We start from the raw sequence: 17,167 nt of genomic DNA, 5'->3' as shown, positions 1-17,167 counted from the left end.
CCGCCGCAAGCGCCCCTCCCTGACGCCCGGTGGCAGTCGTACCCGACCCCGACGGATCAGCCCGCCTTCGCCTGACCACCCGTCCCGTACAGAACCCGAGTCAGCGACTCGTACGTCACCCCGTGATCGGCAAGGACCTCGGCAGGCACACCGGGCCGGACGGTCAGGGCAAGGAGCAGATGCTCGTCACCGATATGCCGATCACGATGGGCTAGGGCGACCCGCAGGGACTTCTCCAGCACCTCCTTGGCGTCACGGCCGAAGGAGCGATGCCCCGACCACCAGCCCTTGACCTTCCGGTCGCCGGACATCGCCCCGACCCCGTGCACCTCCTCCACCCGGGCGACGATCTCGGAGACATCGATCGCCAGTCCGGCGAGGGCGTCGGCTTCGGCCCGCGACAGCCCGGCGCGCCGCCGCGCCTCCTCCAGCGCCCGCCGTACCGACTCCTTCCGCCCACCGACCCCCAAGGCGGCCAGCGCGAAAGAGGCGCGACTGCCCTCACGGTCCATCAGCGCAAGCAGCAGATGCCCGCTGTCGACGGTCCGCGCCCCCGCCCCTTCGGCCTGCTCGGTCGCCCCCTTGACCACGGCACGGGCGTCCTTCGTGAACCGCTCGAACATCAATGCCTCCCGTACTTCTTGTGCACGGCCTGCCTGCTCACTCCGAGCTCCGTGGCGATCTCCTGCCACGACCAGCCCTGCTGACGCGCACTGCGCACCTGCACCGCCTCCAGCTGCTCCAGCAGCCTCCGCAGCGCGGCGACGGCCCGCAGCCCGACCCGCGGATCGCGGTCGCCGGCACGCTCGGCGAGATCTGTAGCTTCGGTCATACCGTCAACCTACGTTGACACACTTCAACAGTCAACCCCAGTTGACACACGCATGGCCGGCCCGGAGAGCCCGGACCGGCCATGAGCAGCAAGCAGTACGACGTCAGCCGTGGGTGAGCACGATCTTCCCGAACTGGTCCCCGGACGCCAGCCGTTCGAAGCCCTCACGGGCCCGCTCCAACGGCAGCACCTCATCGATCACGGGACGCACACCGGTGGCGGCGCAGAACGACAGCAGATCCTCCAGCTCGTCCTTCGTCCCCATCGTGGACCCGACAATCTTGAGCTCCAGGAAATAGATCCTGGTCAGTTCGGCGTGCGAGGGCCGGTCACCGCTCGTGGCACCGGAGATGACGAGCGTTCCGCCGGGCCGCAGCGACTTCACCGAGTGCGACCAGGTGGCGGCCCCCACCGTCTCGATCACGGCGTCCACACGCTGCGGCAGCCGCGCCCCCGGCTCCAGCGCCTCCACCGCACCCAGCTCCACGGCCCGCTTCCGCTTGGCCTCGTCCCGGCTGGTGGCGAAGACCCGCAGCCCCGCCGCCTTACCGAGCACGATCGCGGCCGTGGCGACACCCCCGCCGGCCCCCTGCACGAGCACCGAGTCACCGGGCCGTACTCCGGCGTTCGTGAACAGCATCCGATAGGCGGTCAGCCATGCGGTGGGCAGACAGGCGGCCTCCTCGAAGGAGAGCTCCTTGGGCTTGGGCAGGATGTTCCAGGTCGGCACGGCGACCTGCTCGGCGAACGTCCCCTGATAGCGCTCGGTCAGGATCGAGCGCGGCTCCTTGGGGCCGACCCCGTGCCCACTCTGTCCGACCACGGAGTGCAGGACGACCTCGTTGCCGTCCTCGTCGACGCCGGCGGCGTCACAGCCCAGGATCATCGGCAGCCGGTCCTCTGCGAGGCCGACGCCGCGCAGGGACCACAGGTCGTGGTGGTTGAGGGAGGCGGCCCTGACGTTGACGACACTCCAGCCGGGACGGGCCTCGGGGGCCGGGCGTTCCCCCAACTCCAGACCGGACAGCGGCTGGTCGCGGTCGATTCGGGCGGCGTAGACAGCGAACATGACCTTGACGATAGGGTCCGCGTCCGGCAACCGGAACCATGGAGCTCTGTGACACTCGCCCTCTTGTCAGCGCCGACGGTCACTGCCCGGGGAACGTCACCTGGTCCGGCGTGGCACCGCGGTGCCACCCGCACCCGCCCACGGCGAGAAGGGGCCGTGTCGGGGGGTGTCCGCCCGCAGCGGCCGGCGTCCCTCACCGCCCACCCTCCAGCAGACAGCCCCGCCGGACCGAGGACGGACACCCCCCGGCGCGGCCCCGACCCACCCCCCACCCGTAGGCGCAACGCGCACCCCCACCGAACCCACACAGGCCGCCGCAGGCATCCGCACCCCCACCGACCCCGCACAGGCCGCCGCAGGCATCCGCACCCCCACCGGCCCCGCACAGGCCGCCGCAGGCACCACATCCGCACCCCCCGCCCGCCCAAGCCCAGCCCAGCCCCCAGCCTCGCGTCTCGCCCCAGCCCAGCGCCCAGACACAAAAATGGCCCCGCCCCCACAGGGACGGGGCCACCCAACCCGTCACCGACGAGCAACGCCCTCCGCCCGAGCGGCCGCGGCCACCGCCGCAGTCACCGCCGGCGCGACCCGCTCGTCGAACGGCGACGGAATGACGTAGTCCGGCGCGAGGTCATCCCCCACCACGGCCGCCAGCGCCTCAGCCGCCGCGATCTTCATCCCCTCGGTGATCCGAGACGCCCGCACCTGCAACGCCCCCGCGAAGATCCCCGGAAACGCCAGCACGTTGTTGATCTGGTTGGGGAAGTCCGACCGCCCGGTCGCCACAACGGCCGCGTACTTGTGCGCGACCTCGGGGTGCACCTCAGGATTCGGGTTGGCCATCGCGAACACGAAGGCCCCCTCGGCCATCGAGGCCACGGCCGACTCCGGCACCGTACCGCCGGAGACCCCGATGAACACGTCCGCACCTTCCAGAGCCGCCTCCAGCGACCCGGTGATGCCCGCCTTGTTCGTGAACTCCGTCAGTTCCCGCTTGACCGGCGTCAGATCCTCCCGGTCCCGCGACACCACACCCTTGCGGTCCGCGACGGCGACGTCCCCGATCCCGGCCTCGACCAGCATCTTCGCGATGGCGACCCCAGCCGCCCCCGCACCGGAGATCACCGCCCGCAGCTCCCCGAGCGCCCGCCCGCTCAGCCGCGCGGCGTTCCGCAGCGCCGCCAGCGTCACGACAGCCGTACCGTGCTGGTCGTCGTGGAAGACCGGGATGTCCAGCCGCTCCTGCAGCTTCCGCTCGACCTCGAAGCACCGCGGCGCCGAGATGTCCTCAAGGTTCACGCCCCCGAAGGACGGCGCGAACCGGACCACGGTCTCCACGATCTCGTCGACGTCGGTGCAGTCGAGCGCGATCGGCACCGCGTCCACGCCCCCGAACTGCTTGAACAGGATCGCCTTCCCCTCCATCACCGGAAGGGAGGCCTCCGGCCCGATGTCCCCGAGCCCGAGCACCGCCGTACCGTCCGTCACGACGGCGACGACCGACGACTTCCACGTGTAGTCGTGGACCAGCTCCGGCTGCTCGGCGATCGCGCTGCACACCTTCGCGACGCCGGGCGTGTAAGCCAGGGACAGGTCGTCCTTGTCGCGGACCGGCACGGTGGCCTGCACAGCCATTTTGCCGCCGCGATGCAGCGCGAACGCAGGGTCGACCGGATCGAAGGAATCGAGGGGCTCTGCCCCGCTCTCCTGCTCCGTACTGCTGTCGCTGCGAGGATTGACGATCTCCGCTGCCACTTCGTTTTACCCCTTAAGTGTTCATTGGTTGAGGGTGGCCACTCCTGGTGAGGGGTGGGCGGGCACCGCGTACGGCCCTGGTCGTGACACGTACGGGATACGTACGGGCACATACGCGTCGGGCGCGCCGCACACGCGCCCTGAGCCCCGGATGAGGGGTGTAAAGAACCTTCTTACCCGACGGACGCCCCCGACGACGAGTCGAATAAGCGCAAGCTCACATGACGGACCCCGACAAACACCGAGACGCCCCCAGGACACACCCGGACCAAGCCCTCCCCACCCCCGGACCGAGGGCGCCCCACTCCCCAAATCGGACATGACCACCCCCAAGGCGCACACACGCCGCGCCCTGGACGGGCACCAAAAGATCACAACCGGTGACATGACTCATAGCTCAGCATCCGGACGCCCCTCGACAACGCCTTGACAGGTACTCAAGCAGTCGGGACACATCGGGCGCCGCCCGCCTCCGTCCCCGGATTCGCCGAAGATCTTCCGGCCGGAAGGGATGATTCCCGCAAACATTCGGTCGCGATCTACCGACCTACTGTGACGTAAGGGTCACCTGTTATCCGATTTTGACATGGCAGGCCCCCTGAATGGATCCGTCCGAATGGCAAGATGCCGTAATCACACGAGGTCGCGACACTCGAAGGTGTGTGTTCCGTCGACCCGCAAAACCCACGGCACCTGCCGAACCCATCGGCCGGAGCCCCCCCCTGCCCCATCGGCAACTCCACCCATCCGCCGGAGGAACCCACCATGACCGCACGCTCCACCCGTCGTACCACCGCCGCGCACTCACGGCTAGCAGCGGTCGGTGCGATCGCGGTCGCAGGCACTCTGCTGCTCACCGGATGCGGTGACCAGACCAAGGACAGCGGCTCGGACGGCGAAACGGCGACGACGACCTCGGCGCCGCTGGCCGACAAGCTGCCGAAGTCCATCCGTGACAAGGGCGTCATCAAGGTCGGTTCCGACATCGCCTACGCGCCGGTCGAGTTCAAGGACAGTTCCGGCAAGACGGTCGGTATCGACCCGGACCTGGCGGCAGCCATGGGCAAGCAGCTCGGTGTGACGTTCCAGTTCGAGAACGGCACCTTCGACACCCTGATCACGGGTCTGCGCTCCAAGCGCTACGACATCGCGATGTCCGCGATGACCGACACCAAGGACCGCCAGGAGGGCATCGACTCGGACACCGGCAAGAAGGTCGGTGAGGGTGTCGACTTCGTCGACTACTTCACCGCCGGTGTCTCGATCTACACCAAGAAGGGCGACGACCAGGGCATCAAGACCTGGTCGGACCTGTGCGGCAAGAAGATCGTGCTGCAGCGCGGCACGGTCTCGGAGGATCTGGCCAAGGCCGAGGCGAAGAAGTGCCCGGCGAACAAGAAGCTGTCCATCGAGGCCTTCGACAACGACCAGCAGGCCCAGACCCGCCTGCGCGCGGGCGGCGCCGACGCCGGCTCCTCCGACTTCCCCGTCGCCGCGTACGCCGTGAAGACCTCCGGCGGCGGCAAGGACTTCCAGATCGTCGGCGACCAGGTCGAGGCCGCCCCGTACGGCATCGCGGTCGCCAAGGACCAGACGCAGCTGCGGGACGCGCTGAAGGCGGCGCTGGACGCGGTGATCGACAACGGCGAGTACGAGAAGATCCTGCAGAAGTGGGGCGTCACGGACGGCGCCGTGAAGGAAGCCACCATCAACGGCGGCAAGTGACCGCGATCCCTGCGGGCACTGAAAGGCAACACCCGTGACTGTTGACATCGACAAGACGACGGGCCCGGCCGACACACCCCCGGCCGGGCCGGAGGCCATCAAGGCCATCCCGGTCCGGCACTACGGCCGGTACGTCTCCGCCGTCATCGCTCTCGCCCTGCTGGGCGGCATCGTCTACGCGTTCTCCCAGGGCAAGATCAACTGGGGCGCGATCCCGGACTACTTCTTCGACAACCGTGTCCTCGACGGTGTGGGCAAGACGCTCCTGCTGACCGTCCTGTCCATGGTGATCGGCATCGTCGGCGGCATCCTGCTCGCCGTCATGCGCCTGTCGAAGAACCCGGTGACCTCGTCGATCGCGTGGTTCTACATCTGGTTCTTCCGCGGCACCCCGGTCCTCGTGCAGCTCGTGGTCTGGTTCAACCTGGGCCTGGTCTTCGAGTACATCAACCTCGGGCCGTTCTACAAGGACGAGTGGTCGGACTTCATGACCCCGTTCCTGACGGCGCTGCTGGGCCTCGGCCTCAACGAGGCCGCGTACATGGCGGAGATCTGCCGCGCCGGCCTGCTCTCGGTCGACGAGGGCCAGACCGAGGCGTCGGCGGCGCTGGGCATGAGCCACGCCAAGACGCTGCGGCGGATCGTCATCCCGCAGGCGATGCGCGTGATCGTGCCGCCCACGGGCAACGAGGTCATCAACATGCTGAAGACGACCTCGCTGGTCTCGGTCGTCCAGTACTCCGAGCTGTTCCGCGTGGCCCAGGACATCGGCCAGACCTCCGGCGCCCCCGCCGAGATGCTGTTCCTCGCGGCCGCCTGGTACCTGCTGCTGACCTCGGTCTTCAGCGTCGGCCAGTACTACCTGGAGAGGTACTACGCCCGGGGTTCGAGCCGGTCGCTCCCGGCCACCCCGTTCCAGAAGATCAAGGCGAACCTGCTGTCCCTGTCCAACCGTTCGGCGTCGACGGGAGGCACCGCATGACCCCCATGGTCAAGGCCGAAGGCGTCCACAAGTCGTTCGGCCCTGTCGAGGTCCTCAAGGGCATCGATCTGGAGGTGAAGTCCGGCGAGGTCTTCTGCCTCATCGGCCCCTCCGGCTCGGGCAAGTCGACCTTCCTCCGCTGCATCAACCACCTGGAGAAGATCAACGCCGGCCGTCTGTACGTCGACGGTGAGCTGGTCGGCTACCGCCAGAAGGGCGACAAACTCTACGAGCTCAAGGACAGCGAGGTCGCGCTGAAGCGCCGGGACATCGGCATGGTCTTCCAGCGCTTCAACCTGTTCCCGCACATGACCGCGCTGGAGAACGTCATCGAGGCGCCGGTGCAGGTCAAGGGCATGAGCAGGGCCCAGGCCAGGGAACGCGCCCGGCAGCTGCTGGAGCGCGTGGGCCTGGCCGACAAGGCGGGCAACTACCCCTCGCAGCTGTCCGGCGGCCAGCAGCAGCGCGTGGCGATCGCCCGGGCCCTCGCCATGGACCCCAAGCTGATGCTGTTCGACGAGCCGACCTCGGCCCTCGACCCGGAGCTGGTCGGTGACGTCCTCGACGTCATGCGCGACCTCGCCGAGTCCGGCATGACGATGATCGTCGTCACCCATGAGATGGGCTTCGCCCGCGAGGTCGGCGACAGCCTGGTCTTCATGGACGGCGGCGTGGTGGTCGAATCGGGCCACCCGCGCGAGGTGCTGACGAACCCCCAGCACGAGCGGACGAAGTCCTTCCTGTCGAAGGTCCTCTGAGCACAGGCAGCGCGAGAAGGGGCGGTACGGAGTCTTTCGTACCGCCCCTTCCCATGTCACCCGCCTACTTCAGCGCCAGCAGCAAGGTGTCCGACGGCGAGCACCACACCGGCCGCGCCTCACCGAAGCCCTTCTCCCGCAGCACGCGCGCGTGCCACGCCGCCGACGGCATGTCCCCGTCCGCGTGATCGCCGTAGATCTCGAAGCGGCGAGCGGTCGGCTCCGCCAGCACCGGGTCCTTGGCCGCCAGCTGCCACCACTCGGACCAGTCCGGCACGCCGCTCTCCTTGGCCCGGTCCATCCGGGCGTGCCGCAGCGCGCGCTCCGCGGCGTTGATCCGGGGCGTCTTCTCGTCGATCATGTGGTCCGCGTTCATGAAGACACCGCCGTCGCGGACGAGCTCCGCGACCTGACCGTAGAGGGCCGCAAGGGGTTCGCTGTGCAGCCAGTGCAGGGCCGTGGCGGTCAGGACGGCGTCGTAGGAGTCGTACGGCAGCCTCGCCGGCCAGTCGGGGTCCTTGAGGTCGGCGGTGACGAAGGAGACCCGCTCGTCGCCCGCGAAGGTGCCCTCGGCGATGGCGAGGAGGGCGGGGTCCAGGTCGACGCCGGTGCTGACGGCCTCCGGGAACCGGGCGAGCAGCCGGGCCGTGATACTTCCCGTGCCGCACGCGAGGTCGAGCACGCGCGGTGCGGTGCCGACCAGGGCCTCGACCATGTCCAGCATGATCCGGAAGCGTTCCTCGCGGTCGGGCATGTACCACTCCTGCTGCCGGTCCCAGCTCTCCTGCCAGGCGTGCCAGTCGGCGGTGGCCGTGGTGGTGTCCGCGTCCGTCATCGAGCCCCTCCCTCATGTACGTCACGTAATACCCTGAAAGCACGATCAGCTGTTACCAGACCGCACCCATGACCATAGAGCCCCTCCGTAAGGACTACAAGTGGAACTGGCCTATTACTCGGACTACGCCGTACGTCTCGTCAACACCGAGGAACCGGCCCGGGGCAAGGACTCCCTGACCTCGATCGAGGCCGTCCGCGACCTGTTCGGCGTCAACCAGTCGGCGGCCCGGCGCGCCACCGACGCGGACGTGACGCGTTTCCGTTCGGTCCGGGCACGGCTGCGCGCGGTCTTCGAGGCGGCGGACGGCGGTGACGAGACACTGGCGGTGGACCTGCTGAACTCCCTGCTGCTGGAGTTCCCGGTGAGCCCGCAGATCTCCGGGCACGACTTCCGTGACGACGACGGCCGCCCCCTGTGGCACATGCACCTGGCGGACCACCCGTCCAACGCGACCGCGGGCTACGCGGCGATCGCGGCGATGGGCCTGGCCTTCCACCTCACCGAGTACGGCGTGGACCGTCTGGGCCTGTGCGAGGCGTCCCCGTGCCGCAACGCCTACCTGGACACGTCCACGAACCGCTCCCGCCGCTACTGTTCCGACCGCTGCGCGACCCGCGCCAACGTGGCGGCCTACCGTGCCCGCAAGCGCTTGGAGGCCGACCGGTCGGAGAAGACCGGCCTGGCGGCGGAGAGCGCCCAGCGGACCAGCCCGAACGGCGAGCGCTGATCGCCTCTGAGCGGCCGGTACCGGAACCTGACCTTGCCGAGGACCAGATCCTCGGGGACGACCCCGTAGTCCGTACTGTCGCCACCCGCGTACGCGTTGTCCCCGAGCACCCACCAGCCGCCCTCGCGCCGCTGTGCGGCCCGCTTGACGACCAGCAGGTCCTGCTGGAAGGGATGCCGCAGAACGACCACGTCACCCGGCCTGATCCGGGCTCCCCAGTGCACCACGAGCCGGTCCCCGTGCTGCAGCGTGGGCACCATGGACGGCCCGGTCACCTCGGCCGGCCCGAACGGCAGCAGCGCCCTCGCGCGCTCGTTCTCCTGCGACAGCTCCGGCATCCCCGGTACCTCCCCGGTCCGATCCTCCACCAGTCTCAGTCTCACCCCGGACTTTTGTCCTAAGCCCGTGGGGGCACTAGCGAAAACCGATCCCTCGAAGAGTAATGTCCCCCCTGAGAAGACGATCACGAGGAAGGAATGCTTCATGCTTTCCCGCCTGTTTGCCCCCAAGGTCAGGGTCAGCGCGCACTGCGACCTGCCCTGCGGTGTGTACGACCCCGCCCAGGCCCGCATCGAGGCGGAGTCGGTGAAGGCCATCCAGGAGAAGATGGCCGGCAACGACGACCCGCACTTCCAGGCGCGCGCCACCACCATCAAGGAGCAGCGTGCGGAGCTCGCGAAGCACCACGTCTCCGTGCTGTGGAGCGACTACTTCAAGCCGCCGCACTTCGAGAAGTACCCGGAGCTGCACCAGCTGGTCAACGACACCCTGAAGGCCCTGTCGGCCGCCAAGGGCTCGACCGACCCGGCCACCGGCCAGAAGGCGCTGGACTACATCGCCCAGATCGACAAGATCTTCTGGGAGACCAAGAAGGCCTGATCTTCGATCACGCCGATCGACCTACGGTCTCTTCGATCGCTTGGTCGTTCTGACCCGCACCCGGTCCGTATACCGCCGAGCACGGCGCCCATCACGGACCGGGTGCGGTCGTCTTCCCCCGCCGCCCCTCGGCGGCACCGCCCGCCGTGATCAGGGCTGCTCAGCGGAACTGCGGCACGATCAGATGGATCCCGTACGCCACCACGGCCGCGCACGCCAGGAAGCACAGGGCGGCCTGGACGACGGCGACGGCCGGAGTGCCGCCGCTGCGTTCGCGGGCTTCGTCGACCCGGGCGAGGCCCAGGATCCCGATGGCGAAGACGATGACGACGGCGACGGTGACGCCGATGCTCACCGCGGTGACCTGGCCGAGAGCGGTCCAGTCGAGATGCATTGCTTCAACTCTCCGTAACGCTGGGGGAACAGGGCTGCGTAGGGCTGCCGGTGTCAGGCGGCGGCCGCGCCGACCTCGGCCGGTGGTGCGGCGCTGAGGGTGACCTCGTGGGCGTCATTGACGTTGCGCGCGTGAACGGGGCTGCGGCGGGAGAGGGCCACGATGCCCGCGGCGAGGGCGACGCCGACCAGCGCGACGACCGCCGTGCCGAGGTCGCCGCCGTGCGTGACCACGCTCGCGGAGACGCCACCGACCAGCGCGGCGGCGGGCAGCGTGATCAGCCAGGCGACCACCATGCGGCCCGCGACGCCCCAGCGCACCTCGGCCAGCCGCCGGCCCAGCCCCGCGCCGAGGATGCCGCCGGAGGCGACCTGGGTGGTCGACAGGGCGAAGCCGAGGTGGGCGGAGGTGAGGATGACGGTCGTGGAGGCCGTCTCGGCGGCGAATCCCTGTGGCGACTGGATCTCCGTCAGGCCCTTGCCCATGGTGCGGATGATCCGCCAGCCGCCCAGATAGGTGCCGAGGCCGATGGCGAGGCCCGCGGAGGCGATGACCCACAGCGGCGGTTCGGCGGCGTTGCCGAGCGCACCCGCCGAGATCAGGGTCAGCGTGATGACGCCCATGGTCTTCTGCGCGTCGTTCGTGCCGTGCGCGAGGGAGACGAGGGACGCCGAGGCGATCTGCCCGATCCGGAAGCCCTTGGTCACGGACTGCTTGCGGGCGCGATCGGTCAGCCGGTACGCGAGGTAGGTGGCGAACAGCGCGGCGACACCGGCCACGACCGGCGAGGCCACCGCCGGGACCAGCACCTTCTCGACCACCTTGGCGAAGTGCACGCCGTGGGAGCCGGCGCCGACCCACACGGCCCCGATCAGCCCGCCGAACAGGGCGTGCGACGAACTCGACGGCAGCCCGACCAGCCAGGTCAGCAGATTCCACAGGATCGCCCCGACCAGCCCCGCGAAGATCATCCCCGGGGTGACCAGGGCGTCGTCGACGATGCCGCCGGAGATCGTCCTGGCGACCTCGGTGGACAGGAAGGCGCCGACGACGTTGAGGACCCCGCTCACCACAACCGCGGTTCTCGGTGTGAGCGCGCCGGTGGCGATGGACGTCGCCATCGCGTTCGCCGTGTCGTGGAATCCGTTGGTGAAGTCGAAAGCGAGGGCCGTGACGATGACGACCGCCACCAGGAAGGTGATGTGGTCCATTCCTGAATGCAAACAAGCGCAGGCCAATGCACGGCGAACCGAGGGCAAAGGCCGCTCCAGGATCACGCGCACGGCCGATGTGCATGGTGCGACGCCGGTGTGGAGAACGCCCGGACGATCTACGATCGCTGCCCATGGGCATCCGCTGGACCTACGCCTTCACAGACCGTCCCGCCGGGCTCGCCGACCGGACCCGGGAGTTCTGGACGGCCGTCACGGACACCCGGCTGTCCGAACCGCGCGGCGAGCAGGGCGAGTTCGTGACCCTGCTGCCGGACGGGGCCGACCCGTGCGTGAAGGTGCAGGCGGTCGCGGCGGGCGACGGCGGCGCGCACCTCGACTTCTGCGCCGACGACGTACCGGAGTTCGTGGCGTCGGCGCTGCGGCTCGGGGCGAGCGTGGTGGCCGGGCACGACGGCTGGTCCGTGCTGCGGTCACCGGCGGGGCAGTTGTTCTGTGCGGTGCCGTGGCACGGGGAGTCGGCCCGGCCCCCCGTCGTGCGCGGCAGCCGGCTGGACCAGGTGTGCCTCGACCTCGCGCCGTCGTCCTACGACGCCGAAGTCGCCTTCTGGAGCGCCCTGTTGCCGGACTGGGACTCCCTGCCCGGCGCGCTCCCCGAATACCACGTGGTCAAGCCGCCGCCCGGACTGCCCGTACGCATCCTGCTGCAGCGGCTCGGCGAGGACCGGCCCGCCTCGGCCCACCTCGACCTGGCCTGCGCCGACATCGACGCGACCCGCGCCGACCACGAACGGCTCGGCGCGGCCCTCGCCACCCCCGGCGTCCACTGGACGGTGATGCGCGACCCGGCGGGCGGGGTGTACTGCCTGACCGGGCGCGATCCGGAGACGGGCGGGCTGTCTCTCAGCGGGTCGTGACGATCAGACAGGCGATCGCCACCGGGCCGTCCTCGTCGGCTCCGGCCGAGGGGGTCGGGCACTGCGTCTCCCACCCCTCCGGCAGAGAAGGCGTCGAAGTGGCCTCCGCCTGCTCCCACCGGTACGGCCCCGGCGGCTTCACCGAGTCCTGCAGCCAGAGGGTGAACCCGCCCCCGACGATCACGGCGACCGCCCACACGGCCACGGCCCACCGCCACACCCGACGACGCCTCTCCCCCGTCATGCCCATGCCTGACAGGCTAGCCTCTGAGCCGCGCCGCCCGCGTCTGCAGATAGCGTCGCTCCGGGAGGCTGAGGGGCGCGGCGTCGAAGTGCCCGTACCGTCTGACCAGCGCCCCGAGGACCTGCGGCGCGTGCCGGCGCAGCAGGGCCTCGACGTCGGTCGGCTTGCGCACGGCCGTCTCAGATGTCCCCGGCCCCGTCCATCACGGGCCGGATCACCACGCCGTAGTCGGTGCTGCCCTCGGGGACGGGGCAGCGGCTGACCCGCTCGGCGATCTTTGTGACCCGCTCCAGGCTCTCGCACTCCAGGAGCCAGTAGCCGGCCATGACCTCCTTGGTCTCGCCGTACGGCCCGTCGGTGATCACCGGCTCGCCGTCCTCTCCCCGGCGCACCAGCCGGGTCTGCGCGGGCTCGCTCAGCCCCTGGGCGTCGATCAGCTCACCGGACTCGGCGAGGTCGTCGTTGATGGCGCCCATGTGGGCGTACATGGCCTGGATCTGCTCCTCGCTCCACGCAGGGGCCCCGGGCGACGCCTTGCCCTGCATCGCCTCGTAGTCCGCCTGGGTGCCCTGCACCATGACCAGGTACTTCATCAGTCCGCTCCTTCGGCTCGGGCCGCCCTTCGCGGTCGGTTCTCACAGGGAACGTCGGAGCCGGGCCGGGGTTCTCGACGCGGTTCAGGCATTTTCCGCGGTGGTTTTCCGGCGTTCGGCGCTTCCGCGCCGGGCATCGGGCTCGGTGCCTTCCGGGCCCACCACGCCCGCTGCGCCTTCCACGCCCTCCTCGCCGAATGCCTCGCACTCCGGATTGCGGCACGGGCCGGCGACCCATACCGGGACCCACGCGCCCAGCGTCTTGTGGCGCCGGACGACCGTTTCGACTGGCTGTCCGCAGACGGGACAGACGTGTGGTTCGCTGCCCATGCCCTCAGCGTAGGCCGGTCAGCGCTTGCGCGCTCAGGTACGGACCAGCGCGCCGGTGCCGGAGTGCGGACGTCCTGGAGGGCGAAGTCGGTGGCGGCCGGGCGACTGTCGCGGAGTGCGCGAGGCGAGGTACGGGCGCAGGCTGGTCCTTCAGCCCCTGTCGGCGGCCTGCGGCTCGCGCCACATCGGCCACATCTGCGGTCCGTCCGGCAGGTTCACCGCCTGGCCGGTGAACTCGAAGCCCAGCCGTTCGTAGAGCTTGCGGCTGCGGAGGTTGCTCGCCTCCAGGTAGGCGGGCAGCCCCTCCCGGTCGCAGCGGTCCAGAACCGACGCGATGAGCGCGGTGCCGAGGCCCTCGCCCTGCCGTCCGGGGGCCACGGCGATCATCCACAGGTACTCGTGGGCGCGGCCGGAGGGATGGACCTCCGCAGTGAGCCGTCCGATCAGCTCGGCACGCTGATTGTCCGGACCGACGGCCTCGCGCACCAGGGCCGGGCCGTCGCCCTCGGCGTCGTCGTGATCGTCCGCCGGTACGGACAACCACAGCGCACAGGCCGAGCCGTCCGCAGTGATGTCGATACGCCCCGCTGCGAGCACGATGTCGGTGAACGCGCCCATGAGCCTCGGGTGCGTGGTACGGAGGTACTCGTCGCCGGGGAGCACCCAGCGGCTGACCGGATCGTCCCGGAAGGCCTCGTCCAGCAGCCGGACGACCAGCTCCCGATCGCCCTCCCCCGCCGTCCGGATCGCCACGCCCATGTCCCGCCCCTTCGTCCCAACCGGCGCCCTGTATATGGCCGTTGCAGCCTAACCGGTGAGCGTGACAGGGACGTCGAGATCCTGCCGGTACCCGTGGGAGGCGGGCCCCGCACACCGTGGGGGATGCGCGGGACCCACCGAACCGGAGCCCTCGGGTACGGCCCGCGCGGGGTCAGGAACCGCACGGACCAACGAGGGCTCCGGGGTCTTCGTGCGCCCGGCGGGGGGCGACGGGCGGGCAGGCGGTTGGGAGCGCCCGGTTGCGGTGACGGGGCAGACGGCCGCGGGCGGCAGTGGCGGGGTGCGGCGCTGCGGCCCGTTATGTACCGCGCCCCCAGAACCGGCCAATGCCGCAGCACGCCCCGACAGCCAGCCCTCACCTGCTGCGCCGCGTGACGAACTCGGCCAGCGCGAGCAGGCCGCCCGCCGCCTCCGGCTCTGGCACCGCGCGGGCCAGCTCCTGCATCGCCCGGGCCATTCGGTCGGCCGCCTGGGCCTGGGCCCAGTCCCGGCCGCCCGCCCGCTCCACGGCCAGTGCCATGCGCTCCAGGTCCTCCTTCTCCGGCGGGTTCTCGTACAGCTCGGCGAGTTCCGCCGCAGCCGGCGTTCCGGAGGCGAGCGCGGCGACGACCGGCAGCGACTTCTTGCGGGCGGCGAGGTCCGCGCCGGCCGGCTTACCGGTGCGGTGCGGGTCGCCCCAGATGCCGATGACGTCGTCGATGAGCTGGAAGGCCAGCCCGGCCTGGCGTCCGAACGCGTCCAGCGCCTCGACGTCCTCCTCCGCCGCGCCCGCACACAGCGCGCCGAGGGCGCAGGCGCACCCCAGCAACGCGCCCGTCTTGGCCTCGGCCATGGCGAGTACCTCCTCCAGGGTGACCTCGGCGGGGCTGCGTCGCTCCAGCGCCGTGTCCGCGTGCTGACCGGCGCACAGCTCCACGATGCAGTCGGCGAGCCGCGCGGCAGCCGCCGGGGACGCCGGTCGCGGGTCCTCGGCGAGCAGCCGCAGGGCCAGCGCCTGGAGGGCGTCACCCGCGAGGATCGCACCGGCCTCACCGAACACGGTCCACGCGGTGGGCCGATGCCGGCGAGTGGTGTCCCGGTCCATCACGTCGTCGTGCAGCAGGGTGAAGTTGTGCACCAGCTCCACCGCCGTGGCCGCCCGCACCGCCGCCGCCCGCGCCGGGGCCCCGCCGAGCGCGGCGGCCGAGGCGAGGACGAGCGCCGGGCGGATCGCCTTGCCCGCGTTGCCCGCCGCGGGTGTGCCGTCGGCATGCTCCCAGCCGAAGTGGTAGAGCGCGATCCGGCGCATCGAGCCCGGCAGCGACATCAGCGCGGCACGCAGTTCCGGGTCGACCGACGCCCGGGCACGTTCCAGGAGTGCCGCCGCCTCGTGCCCGTCGGGCGGCCCCGGTCGGCTGTCCCCGTGCGTCCCGATGGCGCTCGCCCTTTCGCACGTGTCCGACGTTCCGGTGGGGCGCCGCCTCCCGGTGGAACGCCGGGTCTCGATGGTGCCCTGCTCCTGCTCCGTCAGGGGCTCGCCCATGGGACCGCCTCGGTCAGTGAGCGGATGGGGAGGATCATCGCCAGCGGCCGATCTCGACGTTCTCCAGGACGCCGAGCGCGTCCGGTACGAGAACCGCGGCCGAGTAGTAGGCCGTCACCAGGTACTTGATGATGGCCTGTTCGTTGATGCCCATGAAGCGCACGGACAGGCTCGGTTCGATCTCGTCCGGGAGGCCGGTGGCCCGCAGGCCGATGACGCCCTGGTCCGCCTCGCCGGTACGCATCGCGATGATCGAGGTCGTGCGGGCCTCGGTGACCGGGATCTTGTTGCACGGGAAGATCGGCACACCGCGCCAGGTGGGGATGCGGTTGCCGCCGACGTCGATGGTCTCAGGGACGAGTCCCCGCTTGTTGAGCTCGCGGCCGATCGCCGAGATCGCGCGCGGGTGGGCGAGCAGCAGCCTGGTGCCACGCCGCCTGCTGAGCAGCTCGTCCAGGTCGTCCGGACCGGGAACGCCGTCGTGCGGCTGGATCCGCTGGTCGTACTCGCAGTTGTGGAGCAGTCCGAAGTCGCGGTTGTTGATGAGCTCGTGCTCCTGGCGCTCCTTCAGCGCCTCGACCGTCAGCCGGATCTGCTGCTCGGTCTGGTTCATCGGCTGGTTGTAGAGGTCGGCCACGCGCGTGTGGATGCGCAGCACGGTCTGGGCGACACTCAGCTCGTACTCACGGGGCTTGGCCTCGTAGTCGACGAAGGTGTGCGGGATGTCCGGCTCGCCGGTGTGGCCGGCCGCGAGGTCGATCTCCTTCTCGCCGTACTTGTTGGTGCGCTGGGCGGGGATCGACCGCCGCTGCTGGAGGTGCTCGCGCAGGGAGTCGGTGCGCTCCGCGACCTGCTCGACGTCCTGGCGGGACAGCACGAGCACCGTGCAGGCGGTGACCGCGCGGGCGGTGTACTCCCAGATGGCGTCGGAGTCGAGCAGCGCCTGGTCGCCGAGGTAGGCGCCGTCGGCGAGGACGCCGAGGGACTCGTCCTCGCCGTACGGGCCTGTGCCGATCTTCTCCACCCGGCCGTGTGCCAGCAGGTACACCTCGTCGGTCTGGCTGCCGAAGGAGGCGATCACCTCCCCGGCGGCGAACTCACGCTGCTCGCAGCGCCGGGCGAGTTCCGTGAGCACCTCCTCGTCCTCGTACGACCGCAGCGCCGGCAGCTCGCCCAGCTCGACCGGCACGACCTCGACGCGGTCACCGGTCTTCACGAACGTCACCCGGCCGTCCCCCACGGCGAACGAAAGTCGCCGGTTCACCCGGTACGTACCGCCCTGCACGTCCACCCAGGGCAGCATGCGCAGCAGCCAGCGAGAGCTGATCTCCTGCATCTGAGGCGCGGACTTGGTCGTGGTGGCCAGGTTCCGCGCGGCCGCAGTGCCGAGGCTCTGCTGCGGCCTGGACTGCTCGGTGCGGACCTCTTCGCCTACCGACATAGAGAAATGCCCTCCCGTTTTGCCCCGGAGCCGGTCTGCGCCGGGGCATCGATGTGCACGGCCAAGCCTTCCTCACGGAGCGTGTTGGTGCTATTACCCGAAAGAGCGGGAATGGATCATCGACGGCCGGGGCACATATGGGTGCCCGCCCAGCCGTTCACGCGGACGAACATTGTCCGGATCGGCTCGTACAAGGCCCGAACGATTAG

General features: G+C 70.2%; 21 protein-coding genes. 6 read left to right on the top strand and 15 right to left on the bottom strand.

Annotated elements, in window-relative coordinates; all coding sequences use genetic code 11:
- Positions 1-56: 56 nt before the first annotated feature.
- The 4 genes from NW895_RS11700 to NW895_RS11685 form a co-directional block, all read right to left on the bottom strand.
- The gene (locus NW895_RS11700; RefSeq protein ID WP_289935356.1) at positions 57-623 is read right to left on the bottom strand and encodes a Clp protease N-terminal domain-containing protein; all 567 of its coding nucleotides are present in this window, start codon (positions 621-623) and stop codon (positions 57-59) included.
- A complete protein-coding gene (locus NW895_RS11695) occupies positions 623-832 on the bottom strand; it encodes a helix-turn-helix domain-containing protein (RefSeq protein ID WP_289935355.1) in 210 nt (69 codons plus the stop codon). The genes NW895_RS11700 and NW895_RS11695 overlap by 1 nt, the downstream gene beginning before the upstream one ends.
- Positions 833-935: 103 nt before the next feature.
- Entirely contained in the window at positions 936-1,901 is a 966-nt protein-coding gene (locus NW895_RS11690; RefSeq protein ID WP_289935354.1) for a zinc-binding dehydrogenase, read from the bottom strand.
- Between the two features lie 522 nt (positions 1,902-2,423).
- Entirely contained in the window at positions 2,424-3,656 is a 1,233-nt protein-coding gene (locus NW895_RS11685; RefSeq protein WP_289935353.1) for an NADP-dependent malic enzyme, read from the bottom strand.
- Positions 3,657-4,421: 765 nt separating this feature from the next.
- Here NW895_RS11685 and NW895_RS11680 point away from each other — a divergent pair.
- From NW895_RS11680 to NW895_RS11670, 3 genes are read left to right on the top strand one after another with little or no spacing between them, the layout of a single operon-like run.
- Positions 4,422-5,381 (top strand): ABC transporter substrate-binding protein, encoded by a 960-nt coding sequence (locus NW895_RS11680; protein WP_289935352.1) that lies wholly within the window; start codon positions 4,422-4,424, stop codon positions 5,379-5,381.
- Positions 5,382-5,415: 34 nt separating this feature from the next.
- A complete protein-coding gene (locus NW895_RS11675; protein ID WP_289935351.1) occupies positions 5,416-6,363 on the top strand; it encodes an amino acid ABC transporter permease in 948 nt (315 codons plus the stop codon).
- Entirely contained in the window at positions 6,360-7,121 is a 762-nt protein-coding gene (locus NW895_RS11670; protein ID WP_289935350.1) for an amino acid ABC transporter ATP-binding protein, read from the top strand. The genes NW895_RS11675 and NW895_RS11670 overlap by 4 nt, the downstream gene beginning before the upstream one ends.
- Positions 7,122-7,185: 64 nt before the next feature.
- Here the strand turns inward: NW895_RS11670 and NW895_RS11665 are convergent, their stop codons facing one another.
- Positions 7,186-7,956 carry a class I SAM-dependent methyltransferase gene (locus NW895_RS11665; RefSeq protein WP_289935349.1) on the bottom strand — a complete coding sequence of 257 codons (771 nt, stop codon included), beginning with the start codon at positions 7,954-7,956 and terminating at the stop codon, positions 7,186-7,188.
- A gap of 100 nt (positions 7,957-8,056) precedes the next feature.
- Between NW895_RS11665 and NW895_RS11660 the strand changes: the two genes are divergently transcribed.
- Positions 8,057-8,686, top strand: coding sequence for a CGNR zinc finger domain-containing protein (locus tag NW895_RS11660; RefSeq protein ID WP_289935348.1), 630 nt, complete (start codon positions 8,057-8,059; stop codon positions 8,684-8,686).
- On the opposite strand, the gene sodX is transcribed toward NW895_RS11660, so the two are convergent.
- The gene (gene sodX / locus NW895_RS11655) at positions 8,590-9,024 is read right to left on the bottom strand and encodes a nickel-type superoxide dismutase maturation protease (RefSeq protein WP_289935347.1); all 435 of its coding nucleotides are present in this window, start codon (positions 9,022-9,024) and stop codon (positions 8,590-8,592) included. The genes NW895_RS11660 and sodX overlap by 97 nt on opposite strands.
- A 145-nt stretch (positions 9,025-9,169) precedes the next feature.
- Here sodX and sodN point away from each other — a divergent pair, with 145 nt between their 5' ends.
- A complete protein-coding gene (sodN, locus tag NW895_RS11650) occupies positions 9,170-9,565 on the top strand; it encodes a superoxide dismutase, Ni (protein ID WP_289935346.1) in 396 nt (131 codons plus the stop codon).
- Between the two features lie 160 nt (positions 9,566-9,725).
- Here sodN and NW895_RS11645 read toward each other — a convergent pair whose 3' ends face one another.
- Positions 9,726-9,959: a hypothetical protein gene (locus NW895_RS11645; protein ID WP_289935345.1), complete on the bottom strand. Its 234-nt coding sequence runs from the start codon at positions 9,957-9,959 to the stop codon at positions 9,726-9,728.
- Between the two features lie 53 nt (positions 9,960-10,012).
- On the bottom strand, positions 10,013-11,170 hold the full coding sequence (locus tag NW895_RS11640) for an inorganic phosphate transporter (protein WP_289935344.1): 1,158 nt from the start codon (positions 11,168-11,170) through the stop codon (positions 10,013-10,015).
- Between the two features lie 134 nt (positions 11,171-11,304).
- Here NW895_RS11640 and NW895_RS11635 point away from each other — a divergent pair, with 134 nt between their 5' ends.
- A complete protein-coding gene (locus NW895_RS11635; RefSeq protein WP_289935343.1) occupies positions 11,305-12,048 on the top strand; it encodes a VOC family protein in 744 nt (247 codons plus the stop codon).
- Here NW895_RS11635 and NW895_RS11630 read toward each other — a convergent pair.
- From NW895_RS11630 to NW895_RS11600, 7 genes are all read right to left on the bottom strand, one after another.
- Entirely contained in the window at positions 12,035-12,298 is a 264-nt protein-coding gene (locus NW895_RS11630) for a hypothetical protein (RefSeq protein ID WP_289935342.1), read from the bottom strand. The genes NW895_RS11635 and NW895_RS11630 overlap by 14 nt on opposite strands.
- A 10-nt stretch (positions 12,299-12,308) precedes the next feature.
- The gene (locus tag NW895_RS11625) at positions 12,309-12,464 is read right to left on the bottom strand and encodes a hypothetical protein (protein ID WP_289935531.1); all 156 of its coding nucleotides are present in this window, start codon (positions 12,462-12,464) and stop codon (positions 12,309-12,311) included.
- A 7-nt stretch (positions 12,465-12,471) separates the two neighbouring features.
- Entirely contained in the window at positions 12,472-12,885 is a 414-nt protein-coding gene (locus NW895_RS11620) for a YciI family protein (protein WP_289935341.1), read from the bottom strand.
- A gap of 84 nt (positions 12,886-12,969) precedes the next feature.
- Positions 12,970-13,215, bottom strand: coding sequence for a hypothetical protein (locus NW895_RS11615; RefSeq protein ID WP_289935340.1), 246 nt, complete (start codon positions 13,213-13,215; stop codon positions 12,970-12,972).
- Between the two features lie 150 nt (positions 13,216-13,365).
- Complete coding sequence (locus tag NW895_RS11610) at positions 13,366-13,974, bottom strand: GNAT family N-acetyltransferase (RefSeq protein WP_289935339.1); 609 nt, start codon at positions 13,972-13,974, stop codon at positions 13,366-13,368.
- 376 nt (positions 13,975-14,350) lie between these two features.
- Entirely contained in the window at positions 14,351-15,517 is a 1,167-nt protein-coding gene (locus NW895_RS11605; protein WP_289935338.1) for a family 2 encapsulin nanocompartment cargo protein polyprenyl transferase, read from the bottom strand.
- A 34-nt stretch (positions 15,518-15,551) separates the two neighbouring features.
- Entirely contained in the window at positions 15,552-16,958 is a 1,407-nt protein-coding gene (locus NW895_RS11600; protein ID WP_289935337.1) for a family 2B encapsulin nanocompartment shell protein, read from the bottom strand.
- Between the last annotated feature and the right edge of the window lie 209 nt (positions 16,959-17,167).

The organism is Streptomyces sp. S.PNR 29 (assembly GCF_030386795.1).
In the GTDB taxonomy this organism is placed as follows: domain Bacteria; phylum Actinomycetota; class Actinomycetes; order Streptomycetales; family Streptomycetaceae; genus Streptomyces.
The sequence above is the reverse complement of the archived record's forward strand: the minus strand, read 5'-3'. Positions and strand labels throughout refer to the sequence as shown.